Raw genomic sequence first — 21,012 nt, forward strand, 5'->3', positions numbered from 1 at the left:
ATGTTACTACTCAGTAACTTATGGTGGTCCGCTCGTTCACCATAGCGGGTCGTCCTGCAGGTTCTTACCCCCATCACCCGCCCGTACACCGCGAAGGCTAGGGATCGAGTGAGCTTCGGGTTAGCCTGCCTTCCAATGAGCTCCTTTGTCACCGACGGCGCCGGTCGTAACGCCGCAACTGGAACAGGTTCCACACCGGACGCCGGGCTGGCGCTGACCGGGGAACGGACCGTGCCCGGTCTCGATATCGAGAACTACTGGTTTCGCCGACACGAGGTGGTGTACCAGCGACTGACCAACCGGTGCGTAGGCCGTGACGTGCTGGAAGCCGGGTTTGGTGAGGGCTACGGCGCCGACCTGTTGGCCGGCGTCGCACGCTCGGTCATCGGCGTCGACTACGACGAATCCGCCGTCACCCACGTGCGGGCCCGCTATCCGCGCGTCCAGGCCCTGCAGGGCAATCTCGCCGCGCTGCCACTGGCCGACGCCTCGGTCGACGTTGTGGTGAATTTCCAGGTGATTGAGCATTTGTGGGATCAGTCACAGTTTGTCGGGGAATGCTCGCGCGTGTTGCGCCCGGGCGGGCTGCTGCTGATGTCGACGCCCAACCGCATCACCTTCTCCCCCGGACGCGACACCCCCATCAACCCCTTCCACACCCGTGAGCTCGATGCCGCCGAACTGACCGAGCTGCTGGTCAGCGGTGGATTCGAGATGGAAGCGATGCACGGGGTATTCCATGGCTCCCGGTTGCGCGAGCTGGACGCCAAGCACGGCGGGTCGATCATCGACGCCCAGATCGAGCGGGCACTTGCGGATGCGCCCTGGCCCGCCGAGCTGCTGGCCGACGTCGCCGACGTCGCCGCCGACGATTTCGACCTTCTCGACGCCCGGGAGTGCGACATTGACGCCAGCTTGGACCTGGTGGCGATCGCGGTACGCCGGTGAGTGAGACCCCGGGGATGTTCACCCTCGTCCTGCACACCCATCTGCCGTGGCTGGCGCACCACGGCAGATGGCCGGTCGGCGAGGAGTGGCTCTACCAGTCCTGGGCGGCGTCCTACCTGCCGCTGTTGCGGGTGCTGCGGACACTGGCCGACGAAGGTCGCCACGGTCTGCTGACCCTGGGCCTGACGCCGGTGGTCACTGCCCAGCTGGATGACCCTTACTGCCTGGACGGCATGCACCGCTGGTTGGCGAACTGGCGCCTGCGGGGCCTGGAGGCCACCACCCTGCGTGATCGGGAAGGGCTGCGCGCCTTCGGTTTCCGTGAACACGCCGAGGCCGACCGAGCGCTGGGCGACTTCGAGACCCACTGGCGACACGGTGCGGCGCCCGCGCTGCGCGGTCTGATCGACGCCGGCACGGTGGAACTGCTGGGCGGCCCCCTGGCACATCCGTTCCAGCCGTTGCTGGCGCCGCGGTTGCGTGAGTTCGCGCTGCGGGAAGGACTGGCCGACGCACAGGCACGCTTCGCGCACACACCGGCCGGGATCTGGGCACCGGAATGCGCCTACGCCCCCGGCATGGAAGAGCTTTACAGCGCAGCTGGCGTCGGCCACTTCATGGTGGACGGGCCGTCGCTGCACGGCGACACGGCGCTGGGGCGCCCGGTCGCCGGCTCGGACGTCATCGCCTTCGGCAGAGACCTGCACGTCAGCTACCGCGTGTGGTCCCCCAGGTCGGGCTATCCCGGCCACGCCGCCTACCGCGACTTCCACACCTTCGACCACACCACCGGCCTCAAGCCGGCCCGGGTCACGGGCCGCAATGTGCCCTCCGAAGAGAAGGCGCCCTACGACCCGGAACGCGCCGACGCCGCGGTGGACGATCACGTCGCCGACTTCGTCGACATCGTGCGCCGCAGGCTGATCAGCGAGACCGAGCGCATCGGGCGCCCCGCCCACGTCATCGCCGCCTTCGACACCGAGCTGTTCGGGCACTGGTGGTACGAGGGTCCGCAGTGGCTCGAACGGGTGTTGCGGGCCCTGCCGCAAGCAGGAGTGCGGGTCGGCACCCTGGCCCAGGCCGCGGCCGACGGATTCGTCGGCGAACCTGTCGAATTGCCGCCCAGCTCATGGGGTTCGGGCAAGGACTGGCAGGTCTGGGCCGGCGAACAGGTGGCCGATCTCGTCCAGCTGAACGCCGAGGTTGTCGATACCGCCCTGGCGACCGTGGACAAAGCACTGGAACAGGCCTGCGCGCCCGGGGTACGCCCCGCCCGCGACGTGGTGGCCGACCAGATTCTGCGTGAGACCCTGCTGACGATCTCCAGCGACTGGCCGTTCATGGTGAGCAAGGACTCTGCGGCCGACTACGCCCGCTATCGCGCCCACCTGCACGCCCATGCCACCCGTGAGATCGCAGACGCGCTGGCATCCGGGCGCCGTGACGCCGCAACCCGGTTGGCGCAGAACTGGAATCGCGCCGACGGATTGTTCGGCGCCCTCGATGCACGACGACTTCCGGGACGGGTGCCGTGAGGATCCTGATGGTGTCCTGGGAGTACCCGCCGGTGGTCATCGGCGGGCTGGGACGTCACGTCCACAACCTGGCGACCGAACTGGTGGCCGCAGGCCATGAGGTGGTGGTGCTCAGCCGCAGGCCCACCGGAACGGATCCCAGCACGCATCCCAGCACCGACGAGACCGTCGAGGGGGTGCGGGTGGTGGCAGCGGCGCAGGACCCGCACGAATTCACCTTCGCCACCGACATGATGGCCTGGACTCTGGCCATGGGCCACGCGATGCTGCGGGCAGGCCTGGCTCTGGGCGACTGGCGCCCGGATGTCGTGCACGCCCATGACTGGCTGGTCGCCCACCCGGCAATCGCGCTGGCCCAGTTCTTCGATGTGCCACTGGTTTCCACCATCCATGCCACCGAGGCGGGCAGGCACTCGGGCTGGGTGTCGGGGCCGCTCAACAAGCAGGTGCATGCCATCGAATCCTGGCTGGTCCGCGATTCCGATTCGCTGATCACGTGCTCGGCGTCGATGCACGACGAGATCACCGACCTGTTCGGCCCCGAATTGGCCGATGTCAGGGTTATCCCCAACGGCATCGATACCGCGGGGTGGCCTTTCGCGCGTCGCACCGACAGCGGGACACCGGCTGAACTGCTGTACTTCGGCCGCCTCGAGTACGAGAAAGGGGTGCACGACGCGATCGCCGCTCTGCCGCGGATCCGTCGCACCCACCCCGGAACCACCCTCACCATCGCCGGCGAAGGCACCCAGCAGGACTGGCTGGTGGAACAGGCCCGCAAACACAAGGTGCTCAAGGCGATCAGTTTTGTCGGTCACGTGGACCATTCCGGACTGCTGGGCCTGCTGCACCGGGCCACCGCGGTACTTCTGCCCAGCCACTACGAACCGTTCGGGATCGTCGCACTGGAGGCGGCCGCCGCGGGCGCTCCGCTGGTGACCTCCAACGTGGGAGGCCTCGGTGAAGCGGTGATCGACGGCCAGACCGGAGTGTCGTTCCCGCCGCGGAACATCGCCGCACTGGCCGCCGCGGTGCGTACCGTTCTTGACGACCCGGCAGCCGCCCAGCGCCACGCCACCGCCGCCCGCAATCGGCTGACGTCTGACTTCTCTTGGCAGACAGTGGCTTCGGAGACCTCCCAGGTGTACCTGGCCGCCAAGCGCCGAGAGCGTGAACCGCACGCCCGCCGTCCGGTGGTGCAGCGACCGCTGCCGGGACGCTAGAGCAGTACCACCACCGACACCAGGATCAACACCAGTACCGCTGCCGTGACCACCACCACCTCGGTACGCGGTGTCAGTGTGGCGGGCAGTGGGTGGCGGGCCAGGGTCTTTTGGCGGCGCAGCCCGATGCCGTAGGTGAGCAACGCGACCAACATTGCGATTCCCGCGGCCACCAGACCGGGGCCCGCGCGGTGGTCGGCGATGTCGTGCAACATCAAGATGACACCATTGAGCAGCACCGCGAACGACGTCCGCGTCCAGGCCAGCGAAGTGCGCTGGGCCTGTAATCCCGGGTCGGGCGGCGCCGTCACGCGGTGAGCGCCCTGACCACGACAGCGCCGATCACCAGGACCCCGATCACCGTCAGCCCGATGGCGAGATAGGCGGGTGTCGGGTGCCGTGGCAACACGGTGCCCCGGCGCATCGCCCGGTCCACCTGCCGCCACCGCCACAGCCCGATCGCCGCGGTCAGTGCCGCCAGCGCAGCCAAGACGACCCCGACGAGGTAGCGAGCACCCGGCAGCGCCGCCTCGCTGACGAATTGGATGGCGGCCACGGATCCGGCCAAGAGCCCGAGTGCGGTGCGCTGCCACGCCAGGAAAGTGCGCTCGTTGGCCAGCGTGAACCGGTAGTCGGGCTCGGTTTCGCTCTCCTCGACGCCCATCGGGGTCAGCGAGCGGCTTTTTTACGCTCGATATCGGCCAGGGCGGCAGCCAGTTCGGCCCGCTGGGCCGCCGAGGTGTCCCACGCCAGCTTGCGGTTCTTCACCACCTTCGCCGGAGCACCGACAGCGATCGAATGGTCCGGGATCACACCCTTGACCACGGCGTGAGCTCCGAGCACGCAGCCACGGCCCACCGACGTGTCGCGCAGGACGGTCACCTTGGCCGCCACCCAGGTGTCCGGGCCGATGCGCACCGGCCCCTTCACGATTCCCTGGTCCTTGATGGGCACGTTGATGTCATCCATCCGGTGATCGAAATCGCAGACGTAACACCAGTCGGCCATCAGCACCGAGTCGCCGAGCTCGATGTCGAGGTAAGTGTTGATGACGTTGTCGCGGCCGAGGACCACCTTGTCGCCGATGCGCAGCGATCCCTCGTGGCAACGGATGGTGTTCTTGTCGCCGATGTGCACCCAGCGGCCGATCTCCATCTGCGACATCTCCGGGGTGGCCTGGATCTCCACACCTTTGCCCAGAAACACCATGCCCCGGGTGATGATGTGCGGGTTGGCCAGCTTGAACTTCAGCAGACGCCAGTAGCGCACCAAGTACCAGGGTGTGTAGGCGCGATTTGTCAGCACCCACCGCAGCGACTCCCGGGTCAGAAACCGGGCCTGACGTGGGTCGCGCAGCCGGGACCCACGCCAGCGCTTGTGCAGGGGCGCTCCCCACATCGTCGTCATGGGCGGAAAGCCTACGCGAGGCCGTCAGCGACTCGGGTTACCCTCGGTGGGCTTTCGGCATCGGCTGCAGAAGGGAACTGATCGGGTGCACCGGCGATTCGCGGCGCTGGCGGTAGCGCTGTTCGGCGTCGTGCCGCTGGTGCTCGCCACGGGCTGCAGCGACGACGGGTGGGTCCAGGCGGACCCGTCACCGGGCTGGTCCGCGCAGTACGGCGATGCGGCCAACAGCAGCTATGTCGCTGCCCAGGGCCCGTCGGAGCTGACATTCGACTGGACCCGGTCGGTCAAGGGTGAACTGGGTGCGGCAGTGGCACTCAACGGTGACAGCGACCTGGCGGCCAACGCGCAGACCACTGCCGGCTGTTCGCTGATGACGTGGGAGAGCGACAACGACGGCAGGCAACGCTGGTGTATCCGGCTGGTCCAGGGTGGTGGTTTCGCGGGCCCGATGTTCGACGGCTTCTCCAACCTCTACGTCGGCCAACCCGGCACCATCCTGTCCTACCCGTTGACGCAGTGGGTGCGCTGGCGCAAGCAGGTCATCGGAATGCCGCAGACCCCAAGGCTTCTCGGCGACGGACAGCTGTTGGTGGCCACGCACCTCGGTCAGGTCCAGGTGTTCGACGCGCACCGCGGCACCCTGTCGGGCAATCCCGTGGATCTGGTGTCCGGTTTGGATCCGACGGATTCCGAACGCGGACTTGACGATTGCGCAGCCTCCGGGCCGGAGTGCCCGGTGGCATCGGCCCCGGCCTTCTCGCCCGTCTCGCAGATGATCGTGCTGGGACTGCGGCAACCGGGCGCACCGGCGGCCACGCTGGTTGGTCTGCGGTATCAGCCCGGGCAGAAACCGCTGCTGGCCCCGGCCTGGACCAGTGACGCGGTGACCGACGGCGTGATCGGTGCGCCGGTGTTGTCCGCCGACGGCGCCACCGTCTACGTCAACGGCCGCGACCAGCAGCTGTGGGCACTGGATGCCAGCACCGGGGAAGCGAAATGGTCTGCGCCCCTTGGCTTCCTTGCTCAGACACCGCCCACCGTCTCCCCCGACGGCCTGATCATCTCCGGGGGTGGCCCCGGCGCAGCGCTGGTGGCCTTCCGCGATGAGGGGCAGAGCCCTGATGAGGTGTGGCGCGAGGAGGACGTGGAGCCCTTGAGCACCACCAGCCGGTCCGGCGACACCGGATACACCGTGGTGCGCGACGGCCAGGGGCTGGCGCTACTGGTCTTCGACGCCACCAGTGGTGAGACGCGCAACCGCTATCCGCTGCCGGAAGCCACCGGCTTTCCGGTGGGGGTGTCGATCGGTGTCGATCAGCGCGTGGTGACGGCAACCAGCGACGGTCAGGTGTATGGCTTCTCGGGTAGCTGACCCCTAGTTCCGCTGCAGTTCCACAAACCTGGCATTAGGCTGTGCATTTGCTGTGCGAATGACCGCTTGCGTGACGAGTACGTGGATACGAAACGAACGAACGGGCGACTATGAGCGATTTCCTGAGCACGGTCAATGGCTACATCTGGAGCAACGCCCTGGTGTACCTCTGTCTGGCGGTGGGAATCTACTTCTCGGTCCGGTCACGGTTCGTGCAGGTCCGCCAGATCCCCGAAATGATCCGAGTGATGGTGCGCGGTGAGAAATCGCCTGACGGGGTGTCGTCGTTCCAGGCGCTGATGATGTCGCTGGCCGGAAGGGTGGGCACCGGCAACATCGCCGGCGTGGCCACCGCCATCGCCTTCGGCGGTCCGGGCGCACTGTTCTGGATGTGGATGATGGCCTTCCTCGGCGCCTCCACGTCGTTCGTGGAATGCACCCTGGGCCAGATCTACAAAGTGCGTGACCAACTGACCGGCGAATACCGCGGCGGCCCTGCGTATTACCTGAGCCGGGCCATGTCGCACACCGCGGCGGCTCCGCTGTTCAAGATCTACGGATTGGTGTTCGCCGCCGTCACCATCCTGGCCTGCGGCCTGCTGCTGCCGAGTGTGCAGTCGAACTCGATGGCCGTGGCCATGAACAACGCCTGGGGCTGGTCGGAGTGGTGGGTGGCCGTCGGCACCGTGATCGTACTGGCGTTCGTGATCATCGGCGGCGTCAAGCGAATCGCGGTCTTCGCCTCCGTGGTGGTCCCGTTCATGGCCATCGCCTACATCGTGTTCGCGCTCATCCTCGTCGCTGTCAACGCCTCGGCGGTGCCGCAGATGTTCAGCCTGATCATCTCCAGCGCACTGGGTTTTGACGCGGCATTCGGCGCCATCATCGGCTCCGCCATCATGTGGGGCGTCAAGCGCGGCATCTACTCCAACGAGGCCGGCCAGGGCACCGGACCGCATGCCGCTGCCGCCGCCGAGGTGTCGCACCCGGCCAAACAGGGTCTGGTGCAGGCATTCGCGGTGTACGTCGACACCCTGTTCGTCTGCTCCGCCACCGGTTTTCTGATCCTCTCGACCGGCGCCTACCGGGTCTACGAGGGCGAAAGTGATGAAGGCGCGGTGTTGGCCGAAGGCGGCCTGCTGCCCGCCGATGTGGCGGTGGGCCCGACCTACGCCCAGCACGGCTTCGACACCTTGTGGAGCGGCGCCGGGTCCAGCTTCGTGGCCATCTCGCTGTTCTTCTTCTGCCTGACCACCATCATCGCCTACTACTACATGGCCGAAACCAACCTGCGGTTCATCATGGGCAAAGCGTCAACGGTGAACATGCCGGTCATCCGCGGTACCGTCGGCTCCAACGCGACCATGCTCCTGCAGGCGCTGATCCTGGTGTCGGTGGCGATCGGCGCGGTGTCCACGGCCAGCGAGGCTTGGACCCTGGGCGACATCGGCGTCGGCTTGATGGCATGGCTGAACATCATCGGCATCCTGATCCTGCAGCAACCGGCCTACAAGGCACTGCGCGACTACGAACGGCAGAAGAAGGCCGGGCTGGACCCGGTGTTCGATCCAATCGCCTTGGGCATACCGAACGCCACGTTCTGGGAAACCTACAAACGCGACAAGGTGTCCAGCTCGACCGGCAGTTAAATCTGCAGCGGCGGTATGGCGCTGCGCGGCACACTGGCCTGCAGGGCCCCCGCGGCTTCCGGCAGCAGCTCACCCTGGCCGAAGAAGAAGATCACCGCGTCATCGGTGATGGCGAAATTCTGGTAGTGAGTCGGGTCCAGGCCGTCACCCACCGGGGTTACCGACGGCTCGCCGAGCTGCTGGGTGATCTGGCGCATCACGATCGGGTACACCGCTTCCAGCGGTGTGGTACCCGGCGCGAACAAGTTGTCGAACGTGACCGGTGCCTGCGTGGCGGCATCGTAGGTGAAGCTCTGATACCAGGTGGACGGATGGGCGCCGCCGACGTTCTGGTACATCTCCAACACCAGTGACTGGGTGCCTCGCTGCGGCGTCCCGCTGGTGTAGCGGGTGGACTTCACGTCCAGCGCGTACGGCAGATTCCAGTTGCCGGGCATCTCGGCGACGTTGACGAAACCGTCGCGGGTCTGCAGCAGGTAGTCCGTCAGCGCGCTTTCGTCCGGGAAATCGACGGGGAACACCATGTCCAGCAGGTACTGGGGGTTCGAGACGTGCACTTCGCACATCTGCTCGGCCACCACAGTTCCCCCGAACCGGTCGCACACCGGCGACGGCTCGGCCGCGGCGGGGGCCGCGCTCAACAGGGTGATCGCCGCGGTGACGCCCGACAGGGCCGCAATCAGGGTGCGCATCGACCACAGATTACGTGTCTACCTCGACGACCTGCACACGAATGCCACGGCGCGGCTGCCTGCACCCGCTCCGATGCGGGTGATCACCACCGACAAGGGCAGCCGGCCGCGTGGCTTCAGGCGGCGCCGCAGAGCGTCCGGGTCCACCCCCACCCCCCGCACCAGGATTTCCAACGCACCGCAATCGAGCGACGAAAGCACTTGGCGCAGCTTCTTTTCCGCGAACGGCACGGTCTCGATCACTTCGAAGCCCCGCACTCCGCCCGGGAGTGTGTCTCCGGTCAGATAGGCGATCTCAGGGTCCAGTTGCCACAGGCCATGGCGCACCGCGTACTGGCGCACCAGCCCGGCTCGAACCACCGCGCCGTCCGGATCGACGATCCACCGGCCCGCCGCACCCACCCCGCAGTCGTCGGGTTCGGCATCGGTGAGCTGTTCATCGGTGTCCAGCACCGTGGCTCGTCTGCGGATGCCGGGCTGCGCCAGGGCCGTCGACCACAGGCACGCCTCCCGCACCGATCCGCCCAGTGACGTCACCTCGATCTCACCCTCGAATCCCAGTTCCTCCACCGCGGCGAAATCGATTCCGGGAGCGCACTTCACCACGAGATCTCGGTCGCGGTACACGTGCAGCACCGCGTCCAGCGCAGGTGTGTAGGCCCGCGGGTCGAACCGCCGGGCGCCACCGCTGCGCCGCGCCGGGTCCACGATCACCACGGCGTCGCGGGTGGTGGGGCGCAGCGCATCTGCGCGGCAGAGCGGGACTTGCCCACCCAGGTTGTGCCGGGCCATCGCCAGGCGCACCGGATCCAGATCACTGCCGACGACGTTCTCGGTCACCTCGCGCAGGACGGCCAGTTCGGTACCCACCGAACACGTCGCGTCGTGCACGGTGCGCCCGGTCAGCCGCGCCGCCCGATGTGCGGCCACAGCGGTGGCGGTGGCCTGCTGCAGCGCCTCGTCGGTGAACAGCCACTGCCCGGCGGCGGCCAGTTTGGCGGCGGCCCGGCGACGCAACAGTGCCGTCTCCACCAGAACCGGTGCGTGCCCGCGGAAGCGTTTACGCACTGCGGCCACCTCGGCCACCAGGTCGGTCAGTGGACGCTCGCCGACGACGGTCAACGCAGCATTACCCTCCTCCGATGTCAGATAGGCGACATCGGCGAGGGTGAACTCAAGCGCCAGGCTTCACTCCGGTGATCATCACGTTGTAGAACCAGCCCTTGGGCACCACATGGCGCCACAGGTTCTCGTCGACCCAGCTCAGCGTGGTCCAGCCGCCGAAGGCGAACTTCGCCCAGCCCCAGCCCAACTTGCCCGGCGGCACCGTCGACTCGAACGTACGCACCGGCCAGCCCAGCATGGCGGCGGTGAACTCGTCGGTGGCGGTCTCGACATCGACTGCACCGGCGTTGCGCGCCTTGGTCTCCAGCTCCGCCGGGTCGAAGGTGTGCAGGTCGACGATCCATTCCAGCGCCGCGGCGCGCGAGTTCTCGTCGAGCTCCTCCTGCGGGCGACGCCAGCTGCTCAGGCCCGGCAGTTTCATCGCGGCGACGGTGGTCTTCCACGTCAGGTCGGCCAAGGTACGAGCGTAGGTGTTGCCCACCTTCGTCGGCTCCCCCGCGAAGACGAAGCGCCCGCCGGGTTTGAGCACCCGGACCACCTCACGCAGCGACAGTTCGACATCCGGAATGTGGTGTAGCACCGCATGGCCGACCACCAGGTCGAAAGTGTTGTCCTCGTATGGAATGCCTTCGGCGTCGGCAACGCGGCCGTCGATGTCCAGGCCCAGATTCTGGCCGTTGCGGGTGGCGACCTTGACCATGCCGGGCGACAGGTCGGTCACCGAACCGCGCCGGGCCACCCCGGCCTGGATGAGGTTCAGCAGGAAGAATCCGGTGCCGCAGCCCAGTTCCAACGCACGGTCGTAGGGCAGCTCCCGCTGGACCCGCTCGGGCACGATGGCGTCGAACCGGCTGCGCGCGTACTCGACGCACCGCTGGTCATAGGAGATGGACCATTTGTCGTCGTAGGACTCCGCTTCCCAGTCGTGGTAGAGCACCTGCGCCAGCTTGGTGTCATGGCGGGCGGCTTCGACCTGTTCCGCGGTTGCGTGCGGATTGGGGACGGGACCCTCGTGCGTGCTCGTCATGGCTGGCAGCCTAACCCGCGTCGCTGTCCGGGTGACCGGCAGAGAACACCTCGACATATCGACGGCGTTCCTCGGCGATCCGTTTTGGCTTGGGCGCCACCAGACCGTCGATCACGGCCTTGGCCGCGGCCAGCGGAGCCGCAGGCGATTCGGCCAGACGCTGCGCCCAGGCCATCGCACCGTCGAACACGTGGTCAGGAGCCACCAGCTCGTCGAGCAGACCCAGTGCCGCTGCTTCCTTGGCATCGGCGAACCGCCCGCTGTAGACCAGGTCCTTGGCGCGGCTGACCCCGACAGTGCGCACCAGCCGAGCCATACCGCCCCCGCTGGGAATCAGGCCGGCCAGTATCTCGGTGGCGCCGACTCGGACGTTGTCGCCGCTGACCCGCCAGTCGGCGGCCAGGGCCAGTGTCAACGCGCTGCCGAGGGCGTATCCGGTGACGGCGGCCACCGTCGGCTTCGGGATGGCCGCCACGGCCTCGATGGCGCGGTGGCGGACCTGTGCCGCGGTGTCGACCTCTGCTGCGGTCAGCGTGCGTAGTTCAGGGACGTCGTCGCCGGCCGAGAAGATCTCATGCCCGCCGAACAGGATCACCGCAGCGATGTCCTCGCGCGTTGCGACCTCAGCCGCGGCGGCGGCGAGTTCCCGGTAAGCCTGCCGGTTCAGCGCGTTGTCCGGTGGCCGCGACAGCAGGATGGTGCCGACGCCAGGGTGCTCGGCTGCGGTGTGGATCGAGACGAATTCCTTCATTACGGCGCGCGCCCGTCGCGCGCCGCGTTGTACCGGTCGCTGTCGAAGAACTCGATGGCCCAGTTGCCGCGGCCCAGGGTCAGACTCGGCTGGATGGCCACGATCTGCCGCTCATGGGCCAGCACATCGGCGACCGAGCGATCGGCCAGCGAGTCCAGCTGGGTCCAGGTCGGCGGCAACAGAAAGGTCTTCTTGGCGGCGAAATCGCCGAGTGCCTGCTCCGGAGTCGCCCAGCCCACCTTGTCGGATTCGGTGTTCTCCCCGTCGGCACGTTGTCCTTCGGGAAGGGCGGCGGCGAAGAAGAAGGTGTCGTAGCGCCGGGTGCGTTCCTCTTCTGGGGTGATCCAGTTGGCCCATGGCCGCAGCAGGTCGGCACGCAGCATCAGCTTCTCGGTACGCAGGAACTCGCCGAAGGACAAGGTGTTGGCGGCCAGCGCCTTACGGGCGTCGCGGTAGACGCTGGCGTCGTCGACGATCAGGTCAGGGTCATCGGCGGCGCCGGCGAACAGCACCCCGGATTCTTCGAAGGTCTCCCGCGCCGCCGCACACACCAGCGCCAGGGCCAGGTCCTCGTCGACCCCAAAGCGCTGCGCCCACCAGGACGGGGGCGGACCGTGCCAATCGATATCGGCGTTGCGGTCACGGTCGTCGACCCCGCCGCCGGGGAAGACGATCACGCCGCCGACGAACTCCATCGCCCGGTGCCGGCGCATCAGGAAGACCTCGAGCCCCTCGGCACCGTCGCGGATCAGCATCACCGTCGCTGCCGGGCGTACCGGAAGTGGGGTGTTCTCAGTCATGCGCGCCTCCGGTGTGCGGCGCGGCTGCGGAGGCGTCGCGCGAAGTAGCGGTTGTCGATCACCTCGAGTGCGATGGACTGACCGAAGGCCTTGGACAGGTTCTCGGAGTTCAGCACGTCGTCGAGCAGGCCGGCGGCCACCACCTGTCCTTCGGAGAGGATCAGGGCGTGGGAGAACCCGGGAGGGATCTCCTCGACGTGATGGGTCACCAGCACGGTGGCAGGTGCGTCGGGGTCGGCAGCCAGGTCCGCCAACCGGGCCACCAGTTCCTCCCGGCCACCAAGATCCAGGCCGGCAGCGGGCTCGTCGAGCAGCAGCAGCTCGGGGTCGGTCATCAGGGAGCGGGCAATCAGCACCCGCTTGCGCTCACCTTCACTCAAGGTGCCGTAGGTGCGTTCGGCCAGGTGCTCGGCGCCCACACTCTCGAGCATGTCGACGGCCTGCGCGTAATCGATGTCCTCGTAAGCTTCGCGCCAGCGTCCCAGCACGGCATAGCCCGCGGAGACCACCAGGTCGCGGACCACCTCGTCATCCGGAATTCTTTGCGACAGTGCAGAACTCGAGAGCCCCACCCGAGAGCGGAGTTCGGCCATGTCGACCTTGCCCAGGCGGTCGCCGAGCACGAACGCGCGGCCGGTGGAGGGATACTCCATGGCTGCGGCGATCCGCAGCAGTGAGGTCTTGCCCGCACCGTTGGGGCCGATCACCACCCACCGCTCGTCGAGCTCCACCTGCCAGGTCACCGGGCCCACCAGGACCCGGCCGCCCCGGCGCAGCGAGACCTTGCGGAAGTCGATCAGGAGGTCTGGGTCGCTGCCTTGCTCGGAGTCTCGTTCTGGCACTCGATCATGGTAGTCATGGGCGCCGCGGCACCGAACGCGCCGAGTACCCCGGCGGGAACGAATCGCAGGATCAGCTGCACCAGCGGGCCGATACCGAAGGCGTAGACAACGGTCCCGACGCCGACGGTGCCACCGAGCAACCAACCTGCGGCCAGCACACATCCCTCGATCGTGGTGCGCACCAACCGCACTGATCGCCCACTGCGCCCCACCAGCCCGGTCATCAGTCCGTCCCGCGGACCTGGACCCAGTGCGACGCCGATGTAGAGCACGGTGCTGACGGCGTTGAGCGCCACAGCACCCACCATCACGGCCACCCGGACCGGCGGCGACTCGAAGTCCGGCAACAGCGCCAGCGCGGCGTCGATACTCACGGCAAGGACGACCACATTGGCCACGGTGCCGATACCGGGCCTGGTGCTCAGCGGAATCCACGCCAGCAGGACGACGACACCGACCAAGGCAGAGGCGGCACCGATGGTGATACCGGTGCGCAGCGACAAGCCCTGGTCCAACACGGCCCAGGGAGCCAGGCCCAGGCCGGAGCGCACCATCAGCGCCATCGAGACGCCGTACCCGACCAGTCCGACCACCAGCACCGCCAGGCGCAGTGGCGACACCCTCATCGGTGATCCTGGAACCGGACCCAGATGGCGTCCAGGTCGTCGAGCTCGCGGCGACTCCCCGGGTCGAGGTCCCAGCGGTCCCATGACTCCACGTCCCGGCAGGGGCGGGTCATCGCCGCGGCAGTCCTACGCCAGACTTTGGCGATCTTTGCAGTCCAGTTTTGCTTCATACGCTCATCGTGTCGACCAACTGGCTTGCCCATCAATAGCCAGTTGAGGAATACTGGCCTCCAATGACTACGGACATCACCACCGGCATGGCGCGCCGCGCCCTCGATGTGGACCTCTTGGCCCGCGAACTCGGAAACTGGCGCACCGCCAACCGGGCGGGGCCCGCCTACCAGGGCCTCTCCGACGCCATCCGCCTGCTGATCGTGGACGGCCGGATACCCGTCGGTGCCCGACTCCCCAGCGAGCGCGCCCTCGCCGACGCCCTGCGGGTCTCGCGGACCACGGTCACCGCCGCCTACACCCAACTGGGCGAGGACGGCTATCTGCACGCGCGTCGCGGCGCCCGCAGCATCACCGCGTTGCCGACCCTGCCCGCCGTTCATACCAGCGCCTCCCCCGCCACCGTCAGCCTGGCTGCCGCCGCCCTGCCCGCACCCCCGGCGGCGGTGCTGCAGGCGTTCACCGAGGCCGCAGCGCAGGTGGCACCCTTTCTGCAGTCCCCGGGACACGAACTGGTCGGGGTGGACGCGCTGCGCCGGGCGGTGGCCGAAAGGTACTGCGGCCGTGGGCTTCCCACCGAGCCGGAACAGATCCTGATCACCAGTGGCGCCCAACACGCCATCAGCCTGATCCTGGCCGCGTACACCCAGCCCGGCGACCGGGTGCTGGTGGAGCAGCCCACCTACCACGGTGCGCTGTCGGCCATCACCACCGCGGGAGCCCGGGCGGTGCCGGTGGCCATGACCGAAACCGGTTGGGAACTGGACGCCCTACACTCCGCCGTTCGGCAACTGGCCCCCAATCTGGCCTATCTGATCCCCGACAACCACAACCCCACCGGTTTCACCATGGGCGCCGCGGAACGCAAACGGCTGGCACACATCATCGCCGAGACGCGCACCCGTACCGTCATCGACGAGACGATCCTCGACATGTGGGTGGACGAACCCTCCCCGCGCCCCCTCGCCGCCGAGATGACCGGTCGCCGCGATTTGGTGATGACCATCGGATCGATGTCCAAGTCATTCTGGGGCGGCCTGCGGATCGGCTGGATCCGGGCCGAAGCTGGAATCATCGCCACGCTCGCCGCACTGCGTCCGTCGTTGGACCTCGGTACCGCTGTGCTCGAACAACTGGTGGCGGCAACACTTCTCGACGGATATGACGACATCCTGGCCGAGCGTCGCGAAACCCTGCGGACCCGCCGCGCATTCCTGGTGGAACTGCTGGCCCGCCGGTTGCCCGACTGGGAACCCGGACGCGGAGTCGGCGGCATGTCACTGTGGGTGCGCCTGCCTGCTCCCATGAGCACCGCGCTGTCGGCCTCCGCGTCACGACTCGGACTCGACCTGCCTGCCGGACCCCGCTTCGGCGTGGACGGCACCCTGGAGCGGTTCGTGCGGGTACCCTACGCGCTGCCGGAGGATCAGCTGGCCGATGCCGTCGAATTACTGGTCCGCGCTTGGCATTCCGTGACCGGGGTGGGTGTCGCTGAGGCGGGCGCCGCCGTCGTGGTGTGAGCGCCCGTTGCGCCGCTGCCGGTACATGTCGTGGTCCGCGCGTTCGAGCACACTGTCTATGGTGCGGCCGTCCCCGGGCTGATGCGCATCCACGCCTACGGTCAACGTCACCGGCAGCTCGCTTCCGTCGGCCAGCGTGATCGGTGTCCGACTGGTGTGCTCGGCGATGGTGTGCGCCAAGCGGTTCAGCTTGTCGACGTCGACAGTGCTTGTGATGACCAGGAATTCGTCGCCACCCCACCGTGCCACCATGTCCTCGGGCCCGATGGCCCTCAGAATCCGCTCGGCCACCGCGACCAGGAACTGGTCACCCGCGTGATGGCCGCGCAGATCGTTCACCGACTTGAACCGCTCGATGTCGCAGGACAGGATCCCGTAACCGCCGTCGTCGGCAGCCAGTTCTTCCAGCCGACTCCATCCCGCAGCCCGATTGGCGATCGCGGTCAGCTGATCGGTGGCGGCGCGACGGGCGAGATCGGCCTCGCGCATACGCTCGGCGGTCACGTCCACGATCTGCGAGACGAAGCAGTGCGGCTCATCGTGAGGTCCGCGCACCAACACAGCGGTCAACGTGCACCACACCGTGCGCCCGTCGGCGGCAATGTAGCGCTTGTCCATCCGGAATGAACGCCTCCGTCCGGCAAGGCAATCGGCCACCAGCGCCAGGTCCGAGTTCAGATCATCGGGATGGGTGATCTTCTGGAAGGTCAGGTCCGTCAGGGCCCGCCGTCCGTACCCGAGAATCGAACGCAGTGCCCGGTTGGTGCGCAGAAACGTGCCGTCCAGGCCCACGACGGCCATCCCGATCGGCGAGTGCGCCAACGCCAACTCGAATCGCCGCTCACCCATCAGGTCCACGGCAGCGGGCAAGGGGGCCATGGGAGCGGCGGTGGCACTCGCCACGGGAAACCCGGATTGATACGGTTTGGGTCGGCTCAGGTGATAGCCCTGCGCGTAGTCGATCCCGGCCGCACCCACCGCGTCCAGTTCCCGCTGCGTCTCCACACCTTCGGCGACGACCACGGCACCGATCTGACCGGCGAACTCGGCGATGGCCTGCGCCAGCCTTCGCCGGGCGTCGTCGCCGTCGATGTTGTGGGTGATCGAATGGTCGATCTTGACAAAATCCGGCTCCAGCTCCAGCACATGGGTGAAGGACGAGAATCCGGCGCCCACGTCGTCGACGGCAACCCGCATGCCCCGCGCCCGGCACGCCTCCAGCACCTCGTCGAGTGCTCCGTAGTCGTCGACCGCGTCATGTTCGGTGATCTCCAGGACAATGCGCGACGGGTCGACGCCGGTGAGGAGCTCGGTCCACGGCGCCTGCTGCGCCGCCGCCGGAGAGATGTTCACCGCGACGAACACATCGTCGGGCAGGCAGGGCACCAGATCCATCACCCGCGCGACGATCGCCGTCTCCAGTTGGATCCCCAGCCCCAATTGCGAGGCCTGCGCAAAAAACGCGTCCGGTCGAAACGGCTCGCACGGAAAGCGGGCCAGCGCCTCGACGCCCATCACCTTGCCGGAGGCGACGTCGTGGACCGATTGGAACACCACGTCAAAGTCGCGCTGATCGACCACATTGCGGATCGCCCTGCGCTGCTGTGCCGAGGAGTCGGGACCGGGCACCGGCGGCTCGATCAGCGCCCCGACAAGCTCAGCTGTGTGTTTCAGAATCCTCATGTCGACATCGGCGAGTTCCGGTCTGGCGCTTGCGCTCGCCGCGCACAGTGTCCCCACCGGCAGACCATCAGGTCCCGGCACCGGCACCCCCACGTAGGTGCCGAGTCCCAACTCACGGGTGATCGGATAGCTCGGCGTGGGGTGGTTGTCGATCACACGGACGTAACAGGTGTCGGCCAGTGACGAACGCACGCCCGCGGTCAGGCCCAACACTTCGGCGTCGCCGTCGATGACCTCGAAGACCTGCATGTCGTCACGGAACGACGCGAGCCAGGCGGTGTCGAGCCCCAACCGGGTCCGCAGCACGCCCAGCAATGCCCGCACCAGGTCGACGGGAATGTCGGCGTCACCCCAAGCGGCGTGCCCAGCCCCCCCGTCAGCCTGCATGGCAAAGAATATAGACCTGCAGTTACTCGAATGAATGGATATCGCAGCATGCGAAGCACGGTGATCCCGTGGTTTTGTCAGCGCTCAGCCTGCATGAACCCGTGGTGGTCAAAATCATCGCCGCCGTTCAGGTGATGAGCACAGCGCCGCTGATGCGATCCGGGCAAACGCCGGTCACTCCGACGGGATGTCCACCCGGCGACCCAGGCCGTCCACCGCGTCGGCCGCCTCGATCTCGCCGCGCGTCACGCCGAGAATGAACAGCACCGTGTCCAGGTAAGGGTGGCTCAGCGACGCGTCGGCGACTTCGCGCAGCGCGGGTTTGGCGTTGAACGCCACCCCCAGGCCCGCTGCGGCCAGCATGTCGATGTCGTTGGCGCCGTCACCGACGGCGACGGTTTGATCCATCGGCACATTGACCTGATGCGCGAAATCGCGCAGTGCCTTGGCTTTACCGGCTCGGTCGACGATCTGGCCCACCACGCGGCCGGTCAGCAGTCCGTCGACGACCTCGAGTTCGTTGGCGGCCACGTAGTCCAATTCGAGCTCGTGCGCCAGAGGATCGATCACTTGCCGGAAACCGCCAGACACCACCCCGCAGTGGAATCCGAGCCGGCGCAGCGTTCTGAGCGTGGTGCGGGCACCGGGGGTGAGCTCCAACTGCTCAGCCACCTCGTCGAGCACACTGGCGGGCAACCCTTTCAGCGTCGCCACCCGTTCGCGCAGCGACTCGGCGAAATCCAGCTCGCCGCGCATGGCCGCCTCGGTGATCTGTGCGACCTTGGCCTCGGCGCCGGCCCGGGCGGCCAGCATCTCGATGACCTCGCCCTGGATCAGGGTGGAGTCGACATCGAAGACGATCAGTCGCTTGGCCCGGCGACTCAGGCTGTAATCCTCGAGCGCGACGTCGATACCCTGCTCCACCGCGACCGCCGCCAGGGCCGCCTGCAGTTCACCACCGACCCCGAGCGGCACCGATACCCGAAGCTCCAGACCGGTGACCGGGTAGTCCGACACCCCGCGGATGAAGTCGATGTTGACGCCCAGCTTGGCCGCCTCACGGGCCAGCACCCCGAACGCCTGCGCGGTGATGGGCCGCCCCAGCACCACGATCGAGTGTGTGGACGGCTCCCGAATGATCGGCAGGGTGTCACTGCGCTCGATCGAGACCTCCAGGCCGACACCGTGGATGGCGGCGCGGACCTCACTGTGGAAGTCGTGACCACCCAGCAGCACCGCGGGTGGACCGGACACCAGCACGCCGAGGGTCAGTCGTCCGCGGATGACCACCTGTTCGACGTTGAGCAGTTCGACCTTGTGTCGGGACAGCACCTCGAACAGTGCCGAGGTGACACCAGGTTGATCTGATCCGGTGACGGTGATGAGCACCGACGCCTTGGGCACACTAAACCCCCGTGACATACCTGGCAGAAATCAGGTGCTGGTTCAGGTACGGACGTTTTCGCCGTCGAGCCGTGTCACATCTCCGTCTGACGGTCCGTGCGCACGCCCAATGTGGGCCTCGGCACGCATCCGTTCGATCATGTGCGGGTAGTGCAGCTCGAATGCCGGGCGCTCGGAACGGATCCGGGGCAGCTCGGTGAAGTTGTGCCGCGGCGGCGGGCAACTGGTGGCCCACTCCAGGGAGTTGCCGTAGCCCCACGGGTCGTCGACGGTGACAATCTCGCCGTAGCGCCAGCTCTTGAACACATTCCACAGGAACGGCAGCGTCGAGACACCCAAGATGAATGCACCCACGGTGGAGACGATGTTCAGTGTGGTGAACCCATCGGTGGGCAGGTAGTCCGCGTAGCGGCGCGGCATGCCCTCGTCACCGAGCCAGTGCTGCACCAGGAACGTGGTGTGGAAGCCGATGAACGTCAGCCAGAAGTGCAGCTTGCCGAGGCGCTCGTCGAGCAGGCGACCCGTCATCTTCGGGAACCAGAAGTAGATGCCGGCGTAGGTGGCGAACACGATGGTGCCGAAGAGCACGTAGTGGAAGTGCGCGATGACGAAGTAGCTGTCGGTGACGTGGAAGTCCAGCGGCGGGCTGGCCAGCAGCACGCCCGACAGGCCACCGAGCAGGAAGGTGACGATGAAGCCGACGGAGAACAGCATCGGTGTCTCGAACGTCAACTGGCCCTTCCACATCGTGCCTATCCAGTTGAAGAACTTGATCCCGGTGGGCACCGCGATCAGGAAGGTCATGAAGGAGAAGAACGGCAGCAGCACCGCACCGGTGGCGTACATGTGGTGCGCCCACACCGCCACGGACAGGGCCGCGATGGCCAGCGTGGCGTAGATCAGCGTGGTGTAGCCGAAGATCGGCTTGCGGCTGAACACCGGGAAGATCTCACTCACGATGCCGAAGAACGGCAGCGCGATGATGTACACCTCGGGGTGACCGAAGAACCAGAACAGGTGCTGCCACAACAACACTCCGCCGTTGGCGGGGTCGTAGACGTGGGCACCGAGGTGACGGTCGGCGGCCAGGCCGAACAACGCGGCGGTCAGCAGCGGGAAGGCCAGCAGCACCAGGATCGAGGTCACCAGGATGTTCCAGGTGAAGATCGGCATCCGGAACATGGTCATGCCGGGAGCGCGCATGCACACCACCGTCGTGATCATGTTGACGCCACCGAGGATGGTGCCCAGACCACCGACGGCCAGGCCCATGATCCACAGGTCGGCGCCGGCGCCCGGGGAGTGGATGGCGTCGGTCAGCGGCGAGTAGGCGGTCCACCCGAAGTCCGCGGCACCACCGGGAGTGATGAAACCGGCGGTGGCGATCAGCGCGCCGAACAGGAACAGCCAGAACGAGAACGCATTCAGTCGCGGGAAGGCGACGTCGGGTGCGCCGATCTGCAGGGGCAACACCAGGTTGGCGAAGCCGAACACGATGGGGGTTGCGTAGAACAGCAGCATCACCGTGCCGTGCATGGTGAACAGCTGGTTGAACTGCTCATTGCTCAAGAACTGCAGGCCGGGCAGGGCCAACTCCGTGCGCATGAACAGCGCCATGAGTCCGCCGATCAGGAAGAAGGCGAAGCACACGACGCAGTACATGATGCCGATCAGCTTGTGATCGGTGGTGGTGATGAGCTTGTAGATCAGGTTGCCCTTGGGGCCGACCCGCTCCTTGAACGGACGCGTGGCCTCGAGTTCTCCAAGCGGGGGCGCTTCGGCGGTCAAGAGCTCCTCCAGAAATCAATCCAGGCCGCCGAGTGACGGCCACTGATCTTCTCGAGGAATCC

At 67.1% G+C, this 21,012-nt stretch carries 20 protein-coding genes; 6 read left to right on the plus strand and 14 right to left on the minus strand.

Annotated elements, in window-relative coordinates:
- Positions 1–135 precede the first annotated feature (135 nt).
- Genes BVC93_RS00295 through BVC93_RS00305 form a run of 3 tightly spaced genes read left to right on the plus strand, consistent with a single transcriptional unit; the run spans position 136 to position 3,706 of the window.
- Positions 136–948: a class I SAM-dependent methyltransferase gene (locus BVC93_RS00295; RefSeq protein WP_083735417.1), complete on the plus strand. Its 813-nt coding sequence runs from the start codon at positions 136–138 to the stop codon at positions 946–948.
- A 14-nt stretch (positions 949–962) separates the two neighbouring features.
- Positions 963–2,483 (plus strand): 1,4-alpha-glucan branching protein domain-containing protein, encoded by a 1,521-nt coding sequence (locus BVC93_RS00300; RefSeq protein ID WP_083735418.1) that lies wholly within the window; start codon positions 963–965, stop codon positions 2,481–2,483.
- On the plus strand, positions 2,480–3,706 hold the full coding sequence (locus BVC93_RS00305; RefSeq protein WP_157516709.1) for a glycosyltransferase family 4 protein: 1,227 nt from the start codon (positions 2,480–2,482) through the stop codon (positions 3,704–3,706). Before BVC93_RS00300 ends, BVC93_RS00305 begins: the two co-directional genes overlap by 4 nt.
- Here the strand turns inward: BVC93_RS00305 and BVC93_RS00310 are convergent.
- Genes BVC93_RS00310 through BVC93_RS00320 form a run of 3 tightly spaced genes read right to left on the minus strand, consistent with a single transcriptional unit; the run spans position 3,703 to position 5,113 of the window.
- Complete coding sequence (locus BVC93_RS00310; RefSeq protein WP_083735419.1) at positions 3,703–4,017, minus strand: DUF202 domain-containing protein; 315 nt, start codon at positions 4,015–4,017, stop codon at positions 3,703–3,705. The genes BVC93_RS00305 and BVC93_RS00310 overlap by 4 nt on opposite strands.
- Complete coding sequence (locus BVC93_RS00315; protein ID WP_083735420.1) at positions 4,014–4,370, minus strand: YidH family protein; 357 nt, start codon at positions 4,368–4,370, stop codon at positions 4,014–4,016. The genes BVC93_RS00310 and BVC93_RS00315 overlap by 4 nt, the downstream gene beginning before the upstream one ends.
- 5 nt (positions 4,371–4,375) lie before the next feature.
- Positions 4,376–5,113, minus strand: a complete 738-nt coding sequence (locus BVC93_RS00320) for an acyltransferase (RefSeq protein ID WP_083735421.1) — start codon at positions 5,111–5,113, stop codon at positions 4,376–4,378.
- Between the two features lie 85 nt (positions 5,114–5,198).
- On the opposite strand from BVC93_RS00320, the gene BVC93_RS00325 reads away from it, so the two are divergent.
- Together BVC93_RS00325 and BVC93_RS00330 are read left to right on the plus strand one after the other, a co-directional pair.
- Positions 5,199–6,485 (plus strand): outer membrane protein assembly factor BamB family protein, encoded by a 1,287-nt coding sequence (locus BVC93_RS00325; protein WP_083735422.1) that lies wholly within the window; start codon positions 5,199–5,201, stop codon positions 6,483–6,485.
- Positions 6,486–6,595: 110 nt separating this feature from the next.
- Positions 6,596–8,134 (plus strand): alanine/glycine:cation symporter family protein, encoded by a 1,539-nt coding sequence (locus tag BVC93_RS00330; RefSeq protein WP_083735423.1) that lies wholly within the window; start codon positions 6,596–6,598, stop codon positions 8,132–8,134.
- Here the strand turns inward: BVC93_RS00330 and BVC93_RS00335 are convergent.
- The 8 genes from BVC93_RS00335 to BVC93_RS32890 are packed head-to-tail and all read right to left on the minus strand — an operon-like array spanning position 8,131 to position 14,167.
- A complete protein-coding gene (locus tag BVC93_RS00335) occupies positions 8,131–8,826 on the minus strand; it encodes an esterase (protein ID WP_083735424.1) in 696 nt (231 codons plus the stop codon). The genes BVC93_RS00330 and BVC93_RS00335 overlap by 4 nt on opposite strands.
- An 18-nt stretch (positions 8,827–8,844) precedes the next feature.
- Positions 8,845–10,011, minus strand: coding sequence for a THUMP-like domain-containing protein (locus tag BVC93_RS00340; protein WP_083735425.1), 1,167 nt, complete (start codon positions 10,009–10,011; stop codon positions 8,845–8,847).
- On the minus strand, positions 10,001–10,978 hold the full coding sequence (locus BVC93_RS00345) for a class I SAM-dependent methyltransferase (RefSeq protein ID WP_083735426.1): 978 nt from the start codon (positions 10,976–10,978) through the stop codon (positions 10,001–10,003). Before BVC93_RS00345 ends, BVC93_RS00340 begins: the two co-directional genes overlap by 11 nt.
- 10 nt (positions 10,979–10,988) lie before the next feature.
- On the minus strand, positions 10,989–11,729 hold the full coding sequence (locus BVC93_RS00350) for an enoyl-CoA hydratase (protein WP_083735427.1): 741 nt from the start codon (positions 11,727–11,729) through the stop codon (positions 10,989–10,991).
- Positions 11,729–12,529, minus strand: coding sequence for an NUDIX hydrolase (locus tag BVC93_RS00355; RefSeq protein ID WP_083735428.1), 801 nt, complete (start codon positions 12,527–12,529; stop codon positions 11,729–11,731). The genes BVC93_RS00350 and BVC93_RS00355 overlap by 1 nt, the downstream gene beginning before the upstream one ends.
- On the minus strand, positions 12,526–13,371 hold the full coding sequence (locus BVC93_RS00360; RefSeq protein WP_083735429.1) for an ABC transporter ATP-binding protein: 846 nt from the start codon (positions 13,369–13,371) through the stop codon (positions 12,526–12,528). Before BVC93_RS00360 ends, BVC93_RS00355 begins: the two co-directional genes overlap by 4 nt.
- Positions 13,326–13,997, minus strand: a complete 672-nt coding sequence (gene yczE, locus BVC93_RS00365) for a membrane protein YczE (protein ID WP_083735430.1) — start codon at positions 13,995–13,997, stop codon at positions 13,326–13,328. The genes BVC93_RS00360 and yczE overlap by 46 nt, the downstream gene beginning before the upstream one ends.
- Positions 13,994–14,167, minus strand: coding sequence for a hypothetical protein (locus BVC93_RS32890; protein ID WP_157516711.1), 174 nt, complete (start codon positions 14,165–14,167; stop codon positions 13,994–13,996). Before BVC93_RS32890 ends, yczE begins: the two co-directional genes overlap by 4 nt.
- 75 nt (positions 14,168–14,242) lie before the next feature.
- Here BVC93_RS32890 and yczR point away from each other — a divergent pair, with 75 nt between their 5' ends.
- Positions 14,243–15,688, plus strand: coding sequence for a MocR-like transcription factor YczR (gene yczR / locus BVC93_RS00370; protein ID WP_157517149.1), 1,446 nt, complete (start codon positions 14,243–14,245; stop codon positions 15,686–15,688).
- Here the strand turns inward: yczR and BVC93_RS00375 are convergent.
- The 3 genes from BVC93_RS00375 to ctaD all read right to left on the minus strand — a co-directional run bounded on the left by BVC93_RS00375 (position 15,617) and on the right by ctaD (position 20,950).
- A complete protein-coding gene (locus tag BVC93_RS00375) occupies positions 15,617–17,758 on the minus strand; it encodes a bifunctional diguanylate cyclase/phosphodiesterase (protein WP_083735431.1) in 2,142 nt (713 codons plus the stop codon). The two genes, yczR and BVC93_RS00375, sit on opposite strands and share 72 nt — an antisense overlap.
- A gap of 174 nt (positions 17,759–17,932) precedes the next feature.
- The gene (serB, locus tag BVC93_RS00380) at positions 17,933–19,180 is read right to left on the minus strand and encodes a phosphoserine phosphatase SerB (protein ID WP_083735432.1); all 1,248 of its coding nucleotides are present in this window, start codon (positions 19,178–19,180) and stop codon (positions 17,933–17,935) included.
- A 24-nt stretch (positions 19,181–19,204) separates the two neighbouring features.
- Positions 19,205–20,950 carry an aa3-type cytochrome oxidase subunit I gene (gene ctaD / locus BVC93_RS00385; RefSeq protein WP_083735433.1) on the minus strand — a complete coding sequence of 582 codons (1,746 nt, stop codon included), beginning with the start codon at positions 20,948–20,950 and terminating at the stop codon, positions 19,205–19,207.
- Between the last annotated feature and the right edge of the window lie 62 nt (positions 20,951–21,012).

It is taken from the genome of Mycobacterium sp. MS1601 (assembly GCF_001984215.1).
GTDB lineage: Bacteria > Actinomycetota > Actinomycetes > Mycobacteriales > Mycobacteriaceae > Mycobacterium.